Origin of the sequence: Nostoc sp., from assembly GCF_036917535.1 — a bacterium.
Taxonomy (GTDB): Bacteria; Cyanobacteriota; Cyanobacteriia; order Cyanobacteriales; family Nostocaceae; genus Nostoc.
In genome coordinates this window covers 33,683-51,820 of record NZ_JBALDA010000007.1, presented here as the reverse complement: position 1 = coordinate 51,820, position 18,138 = coordinate 33,683, and the positions used below count along the sequence as shown (strand labels likewise).

At 40.9% G+C, this 18,138-nt stretch carries 22 protein-coding genes and 1 pseudogene; 7 read left to right on the top strand and 16 right to left on the bottom strand.

Annotated features, from left to right (window positions below; genetic code table 11):
* Positions 1–123: 123 nt before the first annotated feature.
* The 5 genes from V7K56_RS02035 to petL form a co-directional block, all read right to left on the bottom strand.
* Positions 124–555: a F0F1 ATP synthase subunit B' gene (locus tag V7K56_RS02035; protein WP_334907098.1), complete on the bottom strand. Its 432-nt coding sequence runs from the start codon at positions 553–555 to the stop codon at positions 124–126.
* 182 nt (positions 556–737) lie between these two features.
* The gene (gene atpE / locus V7K56_RS02030; RefSeq protein ID WP_012411162.1) at positions 738–983 is read right to left on the bottom strand and encodes an ATP synthase F0 subunit C; all 246 of its coding nucleotides are present in this window, start codon (positions 981–983) and stop codon (positions 738–740) included.
* 153 nt (positions 984–1,136) lie between these two features.
* Positions 1,137–1,898: a F0F1 ATP synthase subunit A gene (atpB, locus tag V7K56_RS02025; RefSeq protein WP_012411161.1), complete on the bottom strand. Its 762-nt coding sequence runs from the start codon at positions 1,896–1,898 to the stop codon at positions 1,137–1,139.
* A 60-nt stretch (positions 1,899–1,958) separates the two neighbouring features.
* Complete coding sequence (locus V7K56_RS02020; RefSeq protein WP_334907134.1) at positions 1,959–2,399, bottom strand: ATP synthase subunit I; 441 nt, start codon at positions 2,397–2,399, stop codon at positions 1,959–1,961.
* 271 nt (positions 2,400–2,670) lie between these two features.
* Entirely contained in the window at positions 2,671–2,766 is a 96-nt protein-coding gene (petL, locus tag V7K56_RS02015; RefSeq protein WP_334907096.1) for a cytochrome b6-f complex subunit PetL, read from the bottom strand.
* 230 nt (positions 2,767–2,996) lie between these two features.
* Here petL and aroB point away from each other — a divergent pair, with 230 nt between their 5' ends.
* From aroB to V7K56_RS02000, 3 genes are all read left to right on the top strand, one after another.
* A complete protein-coding gene (aroB, locus tag V7K56_RS02010; protein WP_334907094.1) occupies positions 2,997–4,097 on the top strand; it encodes a 3-dehydroquinate synthase in 1,101 nt (366 codons plus the stop codon).
* A 135-nt stretch (positions 4,098–4,232) separates the two neighbouring features.
* Complete coding sequence (locus tag V7K56_RS02005; RefSeq protein WP_334907092.1) at positions 4,233–4,811, top strand: Uma2 family endonuclease; 579 nt, start codon at positions 4,233–4,235, stop codon at positions 4,809–4,811.
* Between the two features lie 258 nt (positions 4,812–5,069).
* Positions 5,070–5,390, top strand: coding sequence for a hypothetical protein (locus V7K56_RS02000; protein ID WP_334907090.1), 321 nt, complete (start codon positions 5,070–5,072; stop codon positions 5,388–5,390).
* 155 nt (positions 5,391–5,545) lie between these two features.
* Here the strand turns inward: V7K56_RS02000 and V7K56_RS01995 are convergent, their stop codons facing one another.
* Entirely contained in the window at positions 5,546–5,761 is a 216-nt protein-coding gene (locus tag V7K56_RS01995) for a hypothetical protein (protein ID WP_334907088.1), read from the bottom strand.
* 277 nt (positions 5,762–6,038) lie between these two features.
* On the opposite strand from V7K56_RS01995, the gene V7K56_RS01990 reads away from it, so the two are divergent.
* Together V7K56_RS01990 and trxA are read left to right on the top strand one after the other, a co-directional pair.
* Positions 6,039–6,350, top strand: coding sequence for a hypothetical protein (locus tag V7K56_RS01990; protein ID WP_442939901.1), 312 nt, complete (start codon positions 6,039–6,041; stop codon positions 6,348–6,350).
* Positions 6,351–6,588: 238 nt separating this feature from the next.
* The gene (gene trxA / locus V7K56_RS01985) at positions 6,589–6,927 is read left to right on the top strand and encodes a thioredoxin (RefSeq protein ID WP_334907084.1); all 339 of its coding nucleotides are present in this window, start codon (positions 6,589–6,591) and stop codon (positions 6,925–6,927) included.
* A 106-nt stretch (positions 6,928–7,033) separates the two neighbouring features.
* Here the strand turns inward: trxA and V7K56_RS01980 are convergent, their stop codons facing one another.
* The 6 genes from V7K56_RS01980 to V7K56_RS01955 all read right to left on the bottom strand — a co-directional run bounded on the left by V7K56_RS01980 (position 7,034) and on the right by V7K56_RS01955 (position 12,951).
* Positions 7,034–7,567: a dihydrofolate reductase family protein gene (locus tag V7K56_RS01980; protein WP_334907082.1), complete on the bottom strand. Its 534-nt coding sequence runs from the start codon at positions 7,565–7,567 to the stop codon at positions 7,034–7,036.
* Between the two features lie 165 nt (positions 7,568–7,732).
* On the bottom strand, positions 7,733–7,987 hold the full coding sequence (locus V7K56_RS01975; RefSeq protein ID WP_292870671.1) for a TIGR03643 family protein: 255 nt from the start codon (positions 7,985–7,987) through the stop codon (positions 7,733–7,735).
* A gap of 41 nt (positions 7,988–8,028) precedes the next feature.
* Positions 8,029–9,828, bottom strand: a complete 1,800-nt coding sequence (locus V7K56_RS01970) for an ABC transporter ATP-binding protein (protein ID WP_334907078.1) — start codon at positions 9,826–9,828, stop codon at positions 8,029–8,031.
* A gap of 201 nt (positions 9,829–10,029) precedes the next feature.
* The gene (locus V7K56_RS01965; RefSeq protein ID WP_334907076.1) at positions 10,030–11,808 is read right to left on the bottom strand and encodes an ABC transporter ATP-binding protein; all 1,779 of its coding nucleotides are present in this window, start codon (positions 11,806–11,808) and stop codon (positions 10,030–10,032) included.
* 680 nt (positions 11,809–12,488) lie between these two features.
* Positions 12,489–12,701 (bottom strand): type II toxin-antitoxin system HicB family antitoxin, encoded by a 213-nt coding sequence (locus V7K56_RS01960; RefSeq protein ID WP_289795047.1) that lies wholly within the window; start codon positions 12,699–12,701, stop codon positions 12,489–12,491.
* On the bottom strand, positions 12,685–12,951 hold the full coding sequence (locus tag V7K56_RS01955; RefSeq protein WP_334907074.1) for a type II toxin-antitoxin system HicA family toxin: 267 nt from the start codon (positions 12,949–12,951) through the stop codon (positions 12,685–12,687). The genes V7K56_RS01960 and V7K56_RS01955 overlap by 17 nt, the downstream gene beginning before the upstream one ends.
* A 526-nt stretch (positions 12,952–13,477) precedes the next feature.
* Between V7K56_RS01955 and V7K56_RS01950 the strand changes: the two genes are divergently transcribed.
* Both V7K56_RS01950 and V7K56_RS01945 read left to right on the top strand, forming a co-directional pair.
* Positions 13,478–14,248: a pentapeptide repeat-containing protein gene (locus V7K56_RS01950; protein ID WP_334907072.1), complete on the top strand. Its 771-nt coding sequence runs from the start codon at positions 13,478–13,480 to the stop codon at positions 14,246–14,248.
* A gap of 29 nt (positions 14,249–14,277) precedes the next feature.
* On the top strand, positions 14,278–14,901 hold the full coding sequence (locus tag V7K56_RS01945; protein ID WP_334907070.1) for a TenA family protein: 624 nt from the start codon (positions 14,278–14,280) through the stop codon (positions 14,899–14,901).
* A gap of 210 nt (positions 14,902–15,111) precedes the next feature.
* On the opposite strand, the gene V7K56_RS01940 is transcribed toward V7K56_RS01945, so the two are convergent.
* From V7K56_RS01940 to V7K56_RS01930, 4 genes and pseudogenes are all read right to left on the bottom strand, one after another.
* The gene (locus tag V7K56_RS01940; protein ID WP_334907068.1) at positions 15,112–15,312 is read right to left on the bottom strand and encodes a hypothetical protein; all 201 of its coding nucleotides are present in this window, start codon (positions 15,310–15,312) and stop codon (positions 15,112–15,114) included.
* 6 nt (positions 15,313–15,318) lie between these two features.
* Positions 15,319–15,516, bottom strand: coding sequence for a hypothetical protein (locus tag V7K56_RS01935; protein ID WP_334907066.1), 198 nt, complete (start codon positions 15,514–15,516; stop codon positions 15,319–15,321).
* Between the two features lie 558 nt (positions 15,517–16,074).
* Positions 16,075–16,201 (bottom strand): annotated as a pseudogene (locus V7K56_RS36885) (IS982 family transposase); the annotation flags it as partial.
* 273 nt (positions 16,202–16,474) lie between these two features.
* Positions 16,475–18,094: an iron uptake porin gene (locus V7K56_RS01930; RefSeq protein WP_334907064.1), complete on the bottom strand. Its 1,620-nt coding sequence runs from the start codon at positions 18,092–18,094 to the stop codon at positions 16,475–16,477.
* Positions 18,095–18,138 lie beyond the last annotated feature (44 nt).

Here is an 18,138-nt window from a genome sequence, read left to right as displayed (position 1 = left end):
TCGAAAGGAAATTAAGTATCTTTTCCCAGAAGGGGAAAAAGTGCCTTTTTTTGACACTTAATTAAGCGCTCTGGACTAGGGACCAGTTTGCGCGTATGCTTTCACAGAACAATTCTAGTTAGTTTATCTAACTGGAGTTGGTCCCAATAGTTTTTCTAGAATCTGCCTGCTTAGAGCATCAACTTGTTGCTCTAAGGTGCGAAAAGCTTCCTGCTTTTGTTGTTCTATTTCAACAGCAGCTTGTTCTCGTTGAGTCTGAGCTTCCTTTTGGGCCTCAGCAATTTTCTCGGCAGTAATTTTCTTAGCTTCTAGTTGAGCTGCTTCTATAGTAGCTTGCGATTGTTTGCGAGCGTCTGCGAGTTGCTGCTCGTATTCGGTAGCCAAGCGCTCGGCTTTAGCCAAGCTCTCCCGGGCTTCCAAGGTATTCGTTCGGATATAATTATCGCGATCGTCTAGTACCTTGGTCAGTGGCTTATAGAAAATTGCATTCAACAAAGCTGCTAGTAGCAGGAATTGCAATGCCATGAAGGGCAAGGTAGCATCGAAATCAAACATTTGTCTCCTCTTTGGCTGGAGTAGCAGTTTTCGTGGCTAGCAACATCATCCAACCTTTGATATTTTAGAAACCCATAGCCAATAAGGGTCAACTGAACATTAAAACTATTACGACACCCAAAATATTTTGATTGTAGAGGCGTGATGGTTCACGTCTCCACACTCACAAAAATTTTCAGGTATTAGCCGAAGGGGTTAGCAAACAGCAATACCAGGGCAATTACTAGACCATAGATAGTCAAGGATTCCATGAATGCCAAGGTTAATAGCAGAGTACCGCGAATTTTTCCTTCTGCTTCAGGTTGACGAGCAATACCTTCTACTGCTTGTCCAGCAGCGTTTCCTTGACCAATACCAGGGCCAATTGCAGCTAAACCAATCGCTAAAGCAGCAGCGAGAACTGAAGCGGCCTGAACTAATGGATCCATGTTGATTTTCCTTGCTTTGATTACAAAACTAACAAAAGTACGTTAACAATTAGAAACGTGGTTTTCACGCTGCACATGAGTTCTTTTCTTTGATCGCGCTTTGCGATGTTTTGAGCGAAAATGCTCTTGGAACCGTGCTATCAACTGAGAAGTTTAATGCTCCTCATGTTCTTCTCCACCATGCCCCTCCATTGCCTCATGAATGTATGCTCCGGCAAGGGTGGCAAAAACCAGGGCTTGAATGGCACTGGTAAATAAACCCAAGGCCATTACAGGCAGAGGTACAAATAGAGGAACTAGCAGCACCAATACCGCTACTACCAATTCATCCGCCAAAATATTACCAAATAGCCGGAAACTTAGGGAGAGGGGCTTGGTGAAATCTTCTAGAATTGCGATCGGCAACAAAACAGGTGTTGGCTCTATATATTTCTTAAAGTAGCCTAAACCCCGTTTGCTAAAACCTGCGTAAAAGTACGCTAAAGAGGTCAGCAGTGCTAATGCAACAGTCGTATTGATGTCATTGGTGGGAGCTGCCAATTCACCTGAAGGTAGCTTGATGAGCTTCCAGGGAATTAGTGCGCCTGACCAGTTCGATACGAAAATAAACAAAAACAATGTGCCAATAAATGGCACCCAAGGGCGATATTCTTTCTCACCGAGTTGGTTTTTGGCTAAATCGCGAATAAATTCTAGGGCGTATTCCATCAAATTTTGGATGCCCTTGGGAATTCTTTGTGCGTTGCGAGTAGCAGCTATTGAAGCCACTACTAGAATACTAATCACAAACCATGAGGTAAGAAAAACTTGCCCATGAATTTTAAGATTGCCCAACTGCCAGTAGAAATGATGACCTACTTCTAATTCGGCGAGGGGAAAAGAATTAAAGGCGTTTAAGACACTAAGCATTTGCATTCTTCAAGCATTTTCCCCAACGAGCGAGGATGGGATTACTATCTTTGTGAGCCTGACTTTTTAAGAATCAGGAATGAACGCAATTTGCACCATATAGACGAGGAGCGTAGCTTTGTAAGTTAGAAATCCCAAAAAAATGGGCAGAATCTGTAGCTCACGCCACCGAGTTGCCACGATCATGATTCCAATAAACAGAGCAAAACGAGTTTTGCTCAGACTGGTTTTTTCACTACCGAGCTGCTCAACATCTCTAGCCAACATTTTTAAGTAAACCACACCTGTACACGCCCCAATTAAATAATTTAGGGCAATGTTTAAGGAATAAAAAATCCACACAGAGATAAAAATAACCCCCGTCAAGACAAGCGTGATTACCAACAATCGCTGAAAGAGTTGATAGAACTCTTGCATGGAGTTACCTGATTCTGTGTCTTCAGAACCAGTTTTAGCATCTTGTTGCGTTGTCGGAGTGGGCGCAATTGATTCGTCAGACAAGCTCACGGGACTTGAAACCAGTACAGTTAAATATGATGACTGCACATTCAGTCAGCTGAATCATATCACGATGCGGTAACAATACTTTAGGAAAAAACAATTAACTTCTTGTCAACATTCAGAGAGTAAGTACCAACAGACTAAAGCCTACAGCACTTTTACCAAGTTCGCCAAGGTGTACTTGGTGAAAAAGTAAGGGTTTTATAGGATATTGATAAATAGAGGGCAGGCATCTTGCCCGCCCCACAAGAGTCTTGGATTGAATATACCTCTCGAATTAAATTATTTTGGCAGTCCGCAGACCGAACAGCAAACCTACAGCTAAACCAAAGAATAAACCCAAGAAGACGATATAAGATACAATTGCAAACATTTATTGCTCTCCAGAATACTTCCTAAATCTATTGAATCATTAGTTGTTGGGTATTGGGTATTGGGCATGGGGCATGGTTATTTTGCTTGTCCTTTTGTCCCCTTGTCTCCCTTGTCTCTCATCTTCCCCTACTTCCCTGGTTCTTACCAATCCCCAATTCTCAATTCCCTATGCCCATTTCTTAGATTGCGATAGAATACAGCCCACGGGCGCTTGTTTGGGGTTGGGCAATGACTTCTGTAATTAATGTAAATCTACCAGAGCAGTCTTATGAGATTGCGATCGCACCTTCAAGTTTAGATCAACTGGGTCAACAGATGGCCAGTCTCAAGTTGGGCAAGAAGGTATTGCTGGTTTCTAATCCGACAATTTTTAAGCATTTTGGTGAAAGAGCAATTACATCCCTAACATCTGCTGGATTTGAAGTTGCTAGCTGCAATCTACCACCTGGTGAACGCTACAAAACCCTCAATTCCATCCAAAAACTCTACGATATCGCCTTGGAAAACCGCCTAGAACGTTCTTCTACGATGGTAGCTTTGGGCGGAGGTGTAGTTGGCGATATGACTGGCTTTGCAGCCGCAACTTGGCTACGCGGTATTAATGTTGTCCAAGTGCCTACCTCTTTATTGGCGATGGTAGATTCAGCAATTGGCGGCAAAACTGGCGTGAATCATCCCCACGGTAAAAATTTAATTGGGGCATTTCATCAACCGCGCTTGGTTTTGATTGACCCAGATGTGTTAAAAACTCTACCTATGCGTGAGTTTCGAGCAGGGATGGCAGAAGTGATTAAGTATGGTGTGATTTGGGATGCCGAATTGTTTGCCCAGTTGGAAGCAAGTAAACGCCTTGACCAACTCCGCTATGTCAAACCTGACCTAATAAAAAACATATTAACGCGTTCTTGTCAAGCTAAAGCTGATGTTGTCGGCAAAGATGAGAAAGAAGGCGGATTACGCGCAATTCTCAATTATGGACACACCATCGGTCATGCAGTGGAAAGTTTGACTGGTTATCGTTTAGTGAATCACGGTGAAGCGGTAGCTATTGGTATGGTAGCAGCCGGTCAAATTGCTGTGGATTTGGGACTGTGGCAAAAGGAAGATACAGAACGTCAAAATGCTTTAATTCAAAAAACTGGTTTACCGACTCAATTACCAGATGGGGTAGATATTGAAGCAATCATTGAGGCGTTGCAGTTAGATAAGAAAGTCAAAGCCGGGAAAGTGCGGTTTGTTTTACCAACAGAGATTGGTGTAGTAACAATTACTGATGAAGTATCATCGGATATTATTCGACAAGTTTTGCGAGGAATTTCAACAATTTGAAAAAAGAATGCGACAGATACATACGGGCATACCTTTATTCTGTCTGGCTTTCTTAATGCATGAATTTTGAATTTTGAATTTTGAATTTTGAATTGGTATTAGTTGCTCTGTTCTTCAATTACGAATTAATAAGCCATGATACTCCAAGCCAAAAATCAATTAACTTTGCAAGAGTTCTTGAATCTTCCACCAGGCGAGGGAGATATCACCTATGAACTTGTTGATGGTCAAGCAAGTCCTAAGATGTCACCAAAAAAATTCCACTCGAAACTTACCCGTGCCCTTCTCAATTTAATTGAGCAATGCTGTGAAGGCAAAGGAGAAGTTTGCCCAGAATTAGCTGTCGCATTAACTCGTCGAGGACGAGATTGGATGCCAATACCTGATATTTTATATATTTCTAATGAACGTTTACCCCTTGATTGGGAGCAAGAAGGAATATGTTCTGTTCCTCCTAATTTGGTGATTGAGATTATTTCGCCAGGACAAACCTTTGGACAAATGGCGGCTAAAGCCAAAGACTATTTGGATGCTAAGGTACTGCGGGTATGGGTATTAGATAGTAAAGCCAGAAGTATTACTGTTTTTTATCCAGATGCAGCACCACAAACTTATATGGGAGAAGAATTACTCACAGATTCTTTATTTGAAGGACTGCAATTTACTGTTGAGCAGGTGTTTCAAAAGGCGAAAATACCATTCACTACAGAATAACACTTTACATCTAGCACAATTCTCTTCCTTTCAACATCCATCGAAACTTCAAGTGGCAGAAGATTTGTCTAAAATTAACCAGTTGCTTGAGCAACTTCTCTGGTTAATTTAGATGGTAGCTGTATTGTACTAATAGTTGATCTGAATAATTCATCCATTTGTAGGAGGTAATTAGCAAGGAAATAAGTATACTTTGTTTATAATCAGACCAACACTAATATGGTTGGAAACTGTATTTTTACAACAGATGTATCAATTATGTCAAACTTAATATTTACCAGATGTATAAAAACAAAACTATTGGTTGTTTCAACAGCTTTTTTATTGGCTGTACAGACTTCTGCCAATGCTCAACAAGCTGTTCCTAGTTTGACGCCAGCACAAGCTCAACATTTATCTCGTGACTTGGTTCCATATAATTCTCAAGACTTTTTTAGACGAGGAAAGGATTCAATTGAGAGAGAAATTCAAATTCTTAATCAAAGACAACAGCGCCCAATTAAACCTTTTCTTAAGATTGATTTAGTGCCGCAAAGCAAGAAACCACATACTCAGCAAAAACCCCAACGTTTTATTTGAGTAAGAATCATCACCCTTCTACGGCTCCTTTTTGTCCTGTTAATTCTTAAACTGTAGTACATAACCTACATCCCCAGGCATCAGAATTACTATGTTCTGCTTTTGGGTACAGGATTTTGCATTATCAATAAACTTTGTAATATAAATTTACAATTTTAATCGTCTAGCAAACTCATCAATGCTTGTATTTCAAGGTCTTGCTCTTGCGGCTCTGATATTTGAGACTGTAGCTTTAATAATTGACTCTGCAATTCTTCTGCTACATGAAGCATATCAGACTCTTGTGCAATTTTTAGCTGATTTTCTTTAATTTTGATTTGTTTAAGCAAGTTACTTTCAATATGAATTGAGTTGTAATGTTGAGCAATCATAGCTTTACATTTATTATCAATCTATGGAGTGCGATTAAATTTTCCACCTATGTATTATTCCATACTTTTGTAATTTTTTAAATATGTTGATGATTTAATCTTGATGTTCATAGTTTTTAGCCTGTTCTATTCTTCTCAAAATTTTGGCAATATTGAATTACAGACTTCCAGTGAAAAAACATCCCATCTAAGGGTGTACATCTGTGCATTGGTATCAAATTAAGCTGAAATCTCCTGAAGTATTGTATATATGTTAAATATTATTTTTGGAAGCAGTATGGACTTAAAGTTTATCAAGAAAAAGATTTATACCTTTGTAAAAATTATATCTACAGTGCTTATAACAAGCGCAATTGGATTGGAATCATGGAATATTTATGCAGTAATAACTAATATTAATGTGCCGAGTAGCCTTAATCCTATTTTTTGGATTGAGCGTTTTGCTATAATAAGCCATTTTATTGAAGGCATTATAGCAGCTTTTTATGCACCTTCAAAACAAAAGATGCCAATCAAATATGCTACTTATACTTTTTTTGTAGGCACAATTGGATTGTTAGAACTGTTTGATCGGCAGGATGAGTATTGATGCTTCTACGCCTTGAAGGTATAGGTTTTTGGATTAGGTTGGTTGCTAGGGTGCGTTATGCGATCGCACTCTCCGTACAAAGAGTATAAGTTATTAAATATACCATAGAAAGCAAAAATCATCTGTGGGGTTTCCCCAATGAATGTAGATAACTAATGAATCTAATATTCATAAGGGAGTATAGTTTGTATAGTTAGCTTTTTGCTGAAATTTTAGTTTGACACTAAGGAATTAAAAAATGTCTACTGATACTGACATAGTTGCTTACGTTGAAGAAAGTGAATTTGATGTTGTTTTAAATGGAAGTGAAGAGAAAGTTGTTGTTGTTGATTTTACTGCTACTTGGTGTGGCCCTTGTCGCTTAGTCAGTCCGTTAATGGATCAACTTGCCCAAGAATACAAAGGTCGCGCTAAAGTGGTTAAGGTAGACGTTGACAACAATAAGCCAATTTTCAAACAATTTGGTCTTCGCAGTATTCCAGCGGTTTTAATTTTCAAAGATGGTATTTTAGCAGAAACCATTGTGGGAGTTTCTGCTTACGAAGACTTTAGCAATGCTGTTCAGAAGCTTCTTTAGCTAATTTGTAATACTCGCCATTCGTGTAGCGTCTCGTAGAGAAGGCGAGAAGCAAACTACGTAATTCGTAATTCTTAGAACACATCATTAAGAATTACGAATTATTTTAAATATTTCCTTGTCGCCGATAATGTGCTTGAAGTAAACCAGTTGGATATTGTTGTGAGTTAATCAGCTCCAATTTTTCTTCATGGTTAGATGGTGGAAAAAGATGTATACCGCCACCTAAGATAATTGGAATAGTTGAAATAATATATTCGTTAATCAAGCTGTGCTGAAGAAACGAATTGATTAATTTTCCGCCACCAACTAGCCAGATATTTTTAAAGCCTTGAGCTTCTATATTAGCTAACGCCTGTTTTACTGGGTTAGAAATAAACACAACGTCCTCACGAGCGGATTGAAGAGGACGCTGAGTGAATACGAAGGATTTTTTTTCTGGATAAGGCCATTTATCAAAACCAAGCCCTACTTCATACGTGTTGCTGCCTAAGACGATCGCATCAATCGATTCGTAGAAAGCAGTGTAACCGTAGTCTTCACCTTCTGTATCCAGGATTGATAGCCACTCAATTTTGCCATCACTGCGAGCAATGTAGCCATCCAAACTAGCTGCAATGTAGAGTGTAACTTTCGTCATTGTGCTTAGTGAATTTGGGAGTTTTCACTCAATTAGTGCAAGCGAGCGCAGGTAAGTATTTTTTTATAGCATTTTAGCCTTTGATGATTTTAGACGATATTTTAATTGAACATATCACAAAATAGCGATGTCTACGACGGGTTACACCTACGCTTACCCAATTACTTACGTTTTTTGATTATGCGATTTAAACCGACCTACAACAAATTCTCGCCCAGATAAATGTTTTGTATTGCGTTTGGTGACTCGCTCTCGCCACATCTGGAAACTAGATTCCTTCATTTCGCGTCTCATTAGGGCAATTACCTGTTTCTCCAGCAGCCCAAACTGAGCTTCAATGGCATCAAAAGATGTTCTATCTTCCCATGCCATTTCAATGATGCGATCTATGGTTTGTGAATCGAGGTTAGGTAGCTTCATTTTTTTGCTGGCAATTGCTAAATTCGAGCTATATATCTATTTTACTTTTCATTTTGGAGAACCGTTGTGTCTGCTGCACCCAGTTGCAGAGCATAAAGGTTGGCATAGACACCTTGCTGATTAACGAGTTCGGCGTGAGTACCTTGTTCCACAATTTGTCCTTGCTGAATTACTAATACCTGATCTGCTTGAGTAACTGTACTGAGACGGTGGGCAATTACGAAACTGGTACGACCTTGAAGCAAATGAGCGATCGCACTTTGCACTAGCGCTTCTGTACGCGTGTCAATGCTACTAGTGGCTTCATCAAGAATCAGAATTTGCGGATTAATTAATACCGCACGAGCAATACTAATTAGTTGTCGCTGTCCTTGACTCAGGGGCGCTCCCCGTTCGCCCAATTGAGTTGTATAACCCTGTGGCAGTGAGGTAATAAACTCATGCACATTTGCTAGTTGTGCAGCCGCTTCGATATCAGCTTGAGTGGCGTAAGGAGCGCCAAAAGCTATATTTTCGGCGACGGTGCCGGTGAATAAAATATTATCTTGCAGGACGATGCCTATTTGACGGCGCAGACTTGCTTGAGTCACGCTACGCACATCAATATCGTCAATTTTCACTGCACCGCCAGACACATCATAGAAGCGCAAAATCAAGTTAATAATTGTACTTTTTCCCGAACCAGTCGGCCCTACTAATGCAACCATCTGCCCTGGATAGGCGTGCAAATTCACTCCTTTGAGAACCAGTTGCTCTGGGTTGTAGCCAAATTTGACATTCTCGAATGTCACCTCACCTTGAATTGGCGGCATTTCTATGGCATCGGGTGCATCTTTGAGTTCTGACGGTTCATCTAGTAATAGAAAGATTCGTTCTAATCCGGCGAAAGCAGATTGAGCTTGGGTGTAAAACTGGCTAAGAATTTGGATAGGGCGGAAGAACTGCTGGACGTAAAGTAAAAAGGATGTCACTACACCTACTGTTGCAGCTCCTGTTACCGTTAGATAACCGCCATAGGCTAACACGCCTGCGGTTGCTAATGTGTTGAGAAAATCGATGGAGGGCAAAAAGGCTGAAGTAATTGCCACAGCTTGAACGTTGGCATTTCTATTGGCGATGTTAAGAATGTTAAATTCTGCGATATTCATCTGTACACGATTAAATGCTTGTGCTTCTCGCACGCTGCCAATATTTTCTTCTAACTTGGCGGAAAGCTCCCCAATAGTTTGTCGCGTAATCCGAAATCTGGCTCTTGCCCAACGTGCAAATAAGCTTGTGGTAAAAATCATCAGTGGTACAACCAGATTGCTCAATAAACCAAGTCGCAGGTTGATTGAGAGCATTGCAATGATGATGCCAACTAAACTGAAAGTGTTGCCCAGCATTTGGGCAATCGTCAGTCCAAATGCCTGATTCACGGTATTCACATCATTCAGCAAACGGCTCATTAAATCGCCTGCTTCGCTACGGTCAAAAAAGCTGACTGGCAGACTTTGGATTTTAATGAAAATGTCTTGTCTCAGTTGAGCCAGCAATCGCTGCATAATCCAGCCGACTCGAATAATTTGACCCCGAATTGCTAAGATACCAAGTCCATAGTTCAGCCCTAGTAGCCCTAACAACATCAGCAGTCCTTGCAAATTCCCTTGTGCAATCAGATGATCAATTGACCAGCCGATAAAGAATGGGCCAATTGCCTGGGTTATGGCACCAATCAATACTAATGTGATGGCGATGGGAATTTCTTTGCGATAGAGTAGCACGTATTCCAAAAAGCGCCGCAAGGTGGAAAGTTGCTGACTTGTCTGCTCAGATGCAACATCGGGAATAGTGCCTTTCATAAAAATTTTGGATTTTAGATTTGGGATTAAAAGTCTTTATCAAAACAGAATTCAGGAGTCAGGAGTCAGGAGTCAGAATTCAGTTAACTATTCTGTACGAATGGGAGACTTCGGCGTCAGCGCTCAATCGAATACAGAATTCAGAATTCTGAATTCTTCTTCAATACAAGGCTGTAGGCAAAATTAATTATGCTAATTAGATCATTTTTTTTCTTTTGGGTTTACCTGAGATTCCAAAATCACACCATAAAGTGGGCTGCTTTGCATCAATTCCTCATGAGTACCTTGTGCTACCAATTGTCCTTTATCGATGAGAAAAATGCGATCAGCATTCTGGATGGTGCTAATGCGTTGAGCTACTACAAAAGTTGTACAAGCTTTTTGGCGCATTAAGCCATCTAGTTTGGCTTTAATTTGAGCAGCAGTTTTGGCATCTATAGCCGAGGTACTATCGTCTAAAATCAGAATGCTGTAATCGGTTAGTAAGGTACGAGCGATCGCAATTCGTTGTTTTTGTCCACCAGATAAGCCCACGCCCCGTTCACCCACAAACGTGTTGTAGCCATTGGGTAGACCGATAATAAAATCGTGTATTTGAGCAGTTTTGGCAACTTCAATCACCTGCTCTAAGGTGGCATCAGATTTGGCATAGGCAATATTTTCCCGGATTGTGCCAAAGAAGAGGGTGGTTTCTTGAAAGACAATGCCAATATGCGATCTAAGGCTTTTGAGTGTGAAATCTTTTACATCTCGTCCGTCAATGCGAACTGCCCCATTAGTGACATCGTAAAAGCGGGGAATCAGGTTCATAATTGTACTTTTTCCTGAACCAGTCATTCCAAGAACGGCGATTAGCTCGTTGGGCTTGGTTTCAAAGGATACTTCTTTAAGAGCTTCGGTTATCGCTCCTGGATAGCGAAAAGAAACGTTTTCAAAGGTAATTCTACCACCGCAGGTGTCAAATGGGACAGCACCGGGGCGATCGCTAATTTCTACTTCTGCATCCACAACTTCATAAACTCGTTCCGCAGAAGCCGCAGCTTGAGAGATCGCGGGTGCGGCAAATCCAATTAACAAAATCGGTTGCAGAATCAACGCTAGGTAGGAGTTAAACGCCACCAGTTCGCCAATGGAGAACCGATTTCCAATCACCTGCGCTCCCCCGTAGGCGAAAACTGCCAGTGTTACCAAATTACTCAGCAAAAAGATCAATGGAAAGGTATCACGGATGGCGCTAATGGTCTTCAAGTTTGCCTTGACTAGGCCATCATTCAGAGTTGTATAACGCGACCTTTCGGTTGACTCCCGTACAAAAGCTTTCATTACCCGGATTCCTAGCAAGTTCTCTTGCAATACAGCATTCAGATTGCTCAGTTGCTCTTGTACTTGCCGAAAAAGTTTGTTATTTCGGTTGATGAATTGTGCCATCAACCATGCGGTCATAGGTACTACTGTGAGGGTAATTAGGGCTAATCGCCAGTTCATCACCAGCAAAAGCACCGAAATACTCACCAATGTCACAATTGAACCGACAACCTGAATTAAGCTAGTGCCAATAAAGGTACGAATCTGCTCAATGTCGCTGGTGACACGGGTTAGTAATTGGGAAGTCTGCGCCTTGTCGTGAAAGCTGAAACTGAGATTTTGAATCTTGCTGAAAATTGTGTTTCGCAGGTCATAAGCAACACCCTGAGACACTGCTTCTGCTAAATAGCTTTGTCCAAAGTTAAATACACCACGAGCGATCGCCGCAACTACCATCCAAGCGGCGCTGTATAGCACAATTTGGAGATTTTTTGGTACGATCCCCTCATCAATTCCCCACCGAAATAGTTGTGGAGTGACAGCGTTGGCGATCGTCAACAGCAACAGGCTGATTAATGCTGCCAGTGAAGTCCACCGGTAAGTGCTTAAACTTCTAAGCACGCGCTGGGTTGACTTTATCGACGAAGTTTCCTGGAGTTCTGGTTGCTGAACCACGGCAATTCACCCCTGTATCTTTGGAAAATTATCTCGTACTTTGATTGTAAAAAACCAATTGCTTGTTTGAGAGCGGGGAATGTGAGATAGAGAACATCTTTGTTCTTTATTAGGACTTACGCACAGGTAACGGAAAACGAACCACAGAGAAGCCAGTGCGTTGGGCGGGTTCCCCGACTTGTTCGCGCAGCGTCTCCCCTTGGGAGAAGCAACTGGCGCGACGCAGAGGCGTTAGCGCAGCGTTAGCGAGCCTGCGTTCGCGGAGCGCGTAGAGAGCCTCACCTGTTAGCGCAGCGTTAGCGAGTCCTCGAGCGTCAGGGGTGGTTTATTTATGCCGTGCTGTACTAGTAACTAAGTTCTTCACTTAAACTTGCTCTGTCATCTTCAAAATACTGAACTTACAGAACCTTGGTGTATACCGTGATTCCCGCATGGGTAAGGTACAGACAAAAACAATTAACCACAGATGAATACAGATACTCATAGGGAGATGGCATTGCCTTGTCCCTAGTACGCCACGACGTAAATAGCGCAAAGTCGAGCCAGTCGCACAGTCAGGGTTTCCCGACTTGGGCGAACTGGCGTTGAGCGGCGTTTCCCGCCGTAATATGTATCTAAATATGGTATTAAATATTTCTGAATAATGCGAAAAAATCAGTTTAACTTGGTTTGTATATCAACTAAATGTACATCAAACGTGGTCTAGGTTCAGGAACTGGACGCCCCAAATCCTTAGCAGTTTCTATCCATTCCTGCACAACTAATTCTACATTATGCAGGGCTTCTTGATAAGTATCACCGTCAGCAGCACAGCCTGATAATTCTGGGACTTCAGCAATAAAAGCTTGATCTAGTTCACTCCAATAGAGAATAATTTCATACCGAAACATCATTTTTACTTCCTAGTTTATGTTTGAGAATCACTGCCCGAACTTGTTTAATTTGATAGCTTTTGGCTTTTCCTTTTTTATGTTGCAAGTTCAATATTTCCTCAACATCGGCTTTGACAAAAATACGATGATCGCCACGAATCCGTTCTTCAAAGCCTAGTGTATATAAAAGTTGCCACAGTTGGGCGAAAGGGATATCTGTATCAGAAGTCCCAGAGAGAATTTTTTCTAAGAGTTTGTCTTGCTGACTCACGTTTTTCTGACTGCCTTAATATTTCTATAGTCTCATATTTATTTAAAATCAGGGTATCCAAAAGCAAATATATTATTTTGCTCCTGAGCGAGAGCATCCCTGATGACAATGACTAATCCAGTTATCAAGATAAGTTTTAGGCTTGGATACTGCTCTACTAATTTACTTGATTTTAAAAAAGACTAATTATTTCGATGTTACAGATACTTTCTTTGAAGCGATATTTTGCAGTGAGTTTAATTTGGTAACATTAGTTTCGCTTATAGTGGAGTGTATAATTTCTCTTAACGAATGATGCTTATTTATCATTCTTGCTGGGGTTATCAGTCTTAATATCGGCTTAATTTATACTTTCACGACTTTTCTATAATCCTTTAGCGTAAACTTCCACAGGAAAGGTATCGCCAATTTCTCGCTAATATAGGCAACTACAGAGGGCAAATTGTTGAGATTGCTCATATCATAATGCTGAGGTATAAATCCATCTCAGTCAATATTGCTATTAAGTAAAAAATATTACACAAGTATGAAAAGCCAGCTTCTAAGTGCAGTTGCATTTTTAACCACGATTAGTTTGACAACAACCGTACAAGCAGCAAATTCTGAAGATGTTAAACAGTTATTAGCAACCAAACAATGTCAAAACTGTGATTTGACAAGTGCAGGTTTAGTGATGGCTGACTTATCTGGAGCCAATTTGAGCGGTGCTAATCTCACAGGTGCTAACCTTAGCCGCGCAAATTTGAGCGGCGCAGATTTGCGAGGTGCAAACTTAAGTGGCGCGAGTTTATTTGGCGTTAACCTGAGCGAAGCTAAATTTAATGGGGCAAATTTGACAGGTGCTGATTTGAGAAATACTTATTTAGCAAATGTAGAACTAACTGGCGCTTACTTGAATGGGACTAACTTTCAAGGTGCAGTTGCAATACCATCACAAATTGCTTCACCAGCAGAATTTTATGCTTTGGGTGTAGCAGAAGGGCAAAAAGGCAACCAACAGCAAGCAATCAGTTATTTTAATCAAGCGATCGCAATTAAACCAGAATATGCAGATGCTTATCTAGCTCGTGGTGTCAGCCGTTACCAAATATTAGATAGACAAGGTGCATTCCAAGATGCTCAAGTTGCAGAAAAATTGTTTACATCCCAAAACAACAGTACTGGAACTCTAACAGCCCAAGCTTTTATAAAAGAACTGCAAACACCCATCAATGATAAGGTAAGTACTGGTAAGCCCAACTTTGTTGATTTTTTGGGAAGTATTGGCTCAGTCTTGCTCCAGTTCTTCCCTTTTTAAAGAAGATAATAACAGTTGACAAATGACAAATGACTTTATCTAACGAATTATGGGCAGCAAATCAAGACTTAGCCCAAGCTTGCCTAGAGCATCCTTTCGTTCGCGGCATTGGTGATGGTACTCTTGAGCGAGCTAAATTTGCTTACTACGTAGGGCAAGATGCTTTTTTCTTAGAAGCTTTTGCGCGTGCCTACAGTATCGCTGCAGCTAAAGCACCAGATTGGTTAGGTTTCACCACATTTCATAATTTAGCTAGTGGAGTTTTAGAAGAACTACAGATGCATAGTGGCTATGCTTCTGAGTGGGGAGTCAATTTATTTGCTGTAGAACCTGCATCTGCCACCCGTCGCTATACTGATTTTTTGTTAGCAACTGCTTGGAGCAAAGATGTCGGTTTAACTGCTGCGGCGATGTCTCCCTGTATGCGTTTGTATGCCTTTTTAGGAGAAAAATTGGCTTGTAACGGTATTCCTAATCATCAATATGCAGACTGGATTCGTACTTATAGCAGCGCAGACTTTCAACCACTAACACAACAATTAGAAAATTTAGTTGACAATTATGCCGCCACCAATTCTGTTGTGCATTCAACTTATCGTTATGCGATGTTTTGTGAGCGCGACTTTTTTCAGGCTGCATGGATGTTCAGTTGAGCAAATTCATATATAGCCTGAGTTCGGGTTAACCAGATTGGGGTAAAAGCCACTCCATCTGAAGGCTGGGTTTGTTAGGTTAATGGCAATAAGCGATTAATCCGCACAAAACATTAACACAAAAATCAACGGGACTTCAAACTACTATTTCACGACATTTTGACCCACTGTCGGCCTGCCGAGATACGTGGCTCGACACCGACACGGTGCTTATACTGCTTGTAGCCGTTTCAATTCTTGTATCAACGCAAGACATTGTTTACTAGCGTCTCTAGCTTGCCGCATTAAATCAAGTCCAACTTTACGATCCACTTTAGAAACTTCTACTGACTGATTGCTTAATTGAGCGGCTTTTAGGCTGAGTTCTTTTATTCTGGCTTTGAGTGCTTCATGCTCTACTGTTGATGGCATCTTAGGTCAGCCTCCTAATTCTGAAATTACAATGTCTATATTTTCCATCTGTTCATAAAGTATATTTGCTCTTGCTTGGAGTAAGCTTGCGTCGTCATAATCTCCTTGGTTTACAGCATCATCTGCTAGGTTGTATAGTTCTTTTGTTATTTCCTCAAGTTTTACATATACCCGCAATAATGCGTCAAGTGTTGTTTGCTTCAAGCTTTTATAATCCTATTTATAAATTGTAATATTGATGGGGTCTTGGGTAGTATGCCATGATTGCGGGTCAACGCTATATTTCCCGCCACCGAGAAAAAACGAAAGCCTTGAAACCCAAACAATCAGGGCGAATGGCTGATTGTGAGCTAATCCACATGGTAAGCTTCATCTCCACAGAGAGTATTATCGCCGCTTAGGGAAGATATATAGTATATAAGTACTAATTTAAGATGATACCTATGGGTAAAAAGAAAAACTCTGACGATAATTTTGGATTCAAGAATTTAGACAAGTTTAAATTCAGAAACCCTCTCCCACGACGAGACAAGCTTATCCCAGAGCCACCAGCACCTTTACCAAATATCGAGCCAAGTATTGATCCGTAGTAACTAACCAAAAATTAAGAAAGCACCTTTGCTTTGTCTTTAGTAGTGTGATCGCTTTGCTGGTTATGTGGGAAACTGTTAACCAAACGCCGATAATGTTGCTTTTCGGATCTCTACCATTGAACTTTGTTTTAGAGGCGATCGCATCAGCAGTAACTAACCTGAGTTCGGGTTAAGCAGATTGGGGTAAAAGCCACTCCATCTGAAGGCTGGGTTTGTTAGGTTGATGGCAATAAGCGATTAATCCGCACAAAACATTAACACAAAAATTAACGGGAGCTTCGATGCCGTTGAGCTTCAAAAGCTTTACAGAAATTATCTACATCGCAAAATAAAGTATCTAAACTAAACATAGAACAGGTGTTGGATTTGACGTTATTTTCAGCTTACTACCTGTCCCTTTTCTTATTCCGAACTCAGGTTATCTATTAACCTTTTTGACCTTTCCTAACCGTCGAACTTACGTTGTTTTGAGATATAATTTCAGTAAAAATGCTGAGTTTTATTTCTAAATAATACATAAAAATAAGACGCAAAAGATAAATTTGCGTCTTATTTTAAGATTTTCAAAATTAGAAAGTGAATGTGGTTCTCACTGTACCAATCACAATATCGTCGTTTTGATTGTTATGGTCTGGTGCTGTCAGCCAGATAACTCCTGGGGTGATGCTGATGTTGTCACTCAGCTTATATTGATAGAAACCTTCAATATGATATGAAGTGTCTGGATCTTTGTTGATACCCGCATTGATGAGAGAATTGCTCACACCGGTAACTTTAGGTTCCATACCCACAATAATGCCTGCAATGTTACCTGTTTTACCAAGATCCGGGAAAGCCAGTGTGACGGCATAGTTCCAAATGTCAGCATCACCAACTGAAAGGACGCGAGCTTTAGTCAAGCCAGCCCAACCACCAATCACAAATTTTGAGCTAGGTTGAAAGGATGCTTCTATACCATAGGAATTACTGGTAGCATTCTGCAATATGTTGTCATTGGCGTTATTGCTACCACCACTACCATTGGCAAAAAAAGTATTTTTATAAGCGTTAATGTATGTCAAACCAAGAGTAATTTGATTGGTAGGCTTAACAGTTAACTGCCCCATAGCACCATAAGCACCGTTGAAAAGTCCAGAGCCTAGCTGAGGGTTAGCAGCATCATTCGCTAAATACCCAAAGCTTAATTCCAGCCGATCGCTGAACTCGTGTTTTATTCCTATACCAGTACCATTGACTAGATAATAAATTGGGTTGCGAGTCCCAAAATGGGAAACAGCACCAGTACCACCGTCCCCATCTAAATACGGGTTGACTGTGTTAGTGAAATCATCAATTGCACCTGCATTTGCTTCCAGAGTTATGTTTGTTTTCTTACCGAGAGGAAACTGATACAACAGTGCGTCTATCACAACTCCATTATTATTGTTACCACCAGCAAATCGCAAGTCACCTTCTGGTGTAAAGGTAGCAGTCTGAGAGAAGGGGTCTAGGTTTGTTGCCTGAAGTCGTGTTCTGAGTAAATCTTGGCCAGTAAAACTGGTATCGAGGTTTAGACGCACCCGGTCTGCAAGAACAGTATTTTGATTGACTTCTTGACCATTAACTGTATCCCCAGCGATAACATCTGCAAGCGCTACTACTACTTCTCCATTCAGTTTGGTTGTAGTTGAAAACCGATTCGCCTCCAATTCAGCAGCGCGTGCTTCTACCGCATCCACACGACCTCGGAGTGTTGCCAGTTCTGCGGAAAAATCTTGTTGCAGCTTTTGTAATGTGGCTAAATCTTGTTTGTTAACTAAATCGCCAGTGGCTGTAGCAATAAGTTCGTTAACGCGATCAAGACAAGCATTCAAACCAGCAGCAAACTCATATCGCGTTAATGCCCGATTACCACGATAAGTGCTATTTGGGTATCCTGCAATACAGCCATAGCGCTCAACTAAGGACTGCAATGCTTGGAATGCCCAGTCAGTGGGTTGTACGTCGGAAAATTGAGACACAGAGGTAACTTGCGCCATTGTCTGATCTGGCGCTATGTTCTCAGCTTTTCTGTCTGGACTAGCTAAAACTTGTGGTTGATTGATTTCAGACGTGTTGGATATTTCACCTGCAAATGTAGCAGTATTCACAAATAGCATTACACCGCAGATTACTGGACTAACTAGCAGATATTTACAGAATTTTTGCATTTTTATCCTCACATTGATCTCCAACTCACACCCAAACCACATTT

Coding starts and splice junctions, on each gene's coding strand:
- V7K56_RS01980 (WP_334907082.1), bottom strand. CDS start 7,567: ATGACGAAAGTTACACTCTACATTGCAGCTAGTTTGGATGGCTACATT.
- V7K56_RS01945 (WP_334907070.1), top strand. CDS start 14,278: ATGACTTTATCTAACGAATTATGGGCAGCAAATCAAGACTTAGCCCAA.
- petL (WP_334907096.1), bottom strand. CDS start 2,766: ATGTTTGCAATTGTATCTTATATCGTCTTCTTGGGTTTATTCTTTGGT.
- V7K56_RS01930 (WP_334907064.1), bottom strand. CDS start 18,094: ATGCAAAAATTCTGTAAATATCTGCTAGTTAGTCCAGTAATCTGCGGT.
- atpE (WP_012411162.1), bottom strand. CDS start 983: ATGGATCCATTAGTTCAGGCCGCTTCAGTTCTCGCTGCTGCTTTAGCG.
- trxA (WP_334907084.1), top strand. CDS start 6,589: ATGTCTACTGATACTGACATAGTTGCTTACGTTGAAGAAAGTGAATTT.
- atpB (WP_012411161.1), bottom strand. CDS start 1,898: ATGCAAATGCTTAGTGTCTTAAACGCCTTTAATTCTTTTCCCCTCGCC.
- V7K56_RS01995 (WP_334907088.1), bottom strand. CDS start 5,761: ATGATTGCTCAACATTACAACTCAATTCATATTGAAAGTAACTTGCTT.
- V7K56_RS01970 (WP_334907078.1), bottom strand. CDS start 9,828: ATGAAAGGCACTATTCCCGATGTTGCATCTGAGCAGACAAGTCAGCAA.
- V7K56_RS02005 (WP_334907092.1), top strand. CDS start 4,233: ATGATACTCCAAGCCAAAAATCAATTAACTTTGCAAGAGTTCTTGAAT.
- V7K56_RS02035 (WP_334907098.1), bottom strand. CDS start 555: ATGTTTGATTTCGATGCTACCTTGCCCTTCATGGCATTGCAATTCCTG.
- V7K56_RS01990 (WP_442939901.1), top strand. CDS start 6,039: ATGGACTTAAAGTTTATCAAGAAAAAGATTTATACCTTTGTAAAAATT.
- V7K56_RS01940 (WP_334907068.1), bottom strand. CDS start 15,312: ATGCCATCAACAGTAGAGCATGAAGCACTCAAAGCCAGAATAAAAGAA.
- V7K56_RS02000 (WP_334907090.1), top strand. CDS start 5,070: ATGTCAAACTTAATATTTACCAGATGTATAAAAACAAAACTATTGGTT.
- V7K56_RS01950 (WP_334907072.1), top strand. CDS start 13,478: ATGAAAAGCCAGCTTCTAAGTGCAGTTGCATTTTTAACCACGATTAGT.
- V7K56_RS01975 (WP_292870671.1), bottom strand. CDS start 7,987: ATGAAGCTACCTAACCTCGATTCACAAACCATAGATCGCATCATTGAA.
- aroB (WP_334907094.1), top strand. CDS start 2,997: ATGACTTCTGTAATTAATGTAAATCTACCAGAGCAGTCTTATGAGATT.
- V7K56_RS01960 (WP_289795047.1), bottom strand. CDS start 12,701: ATGATGTTTCGGTATGAAATTATTCTCTATTGGAGTGAACTAGATCAA.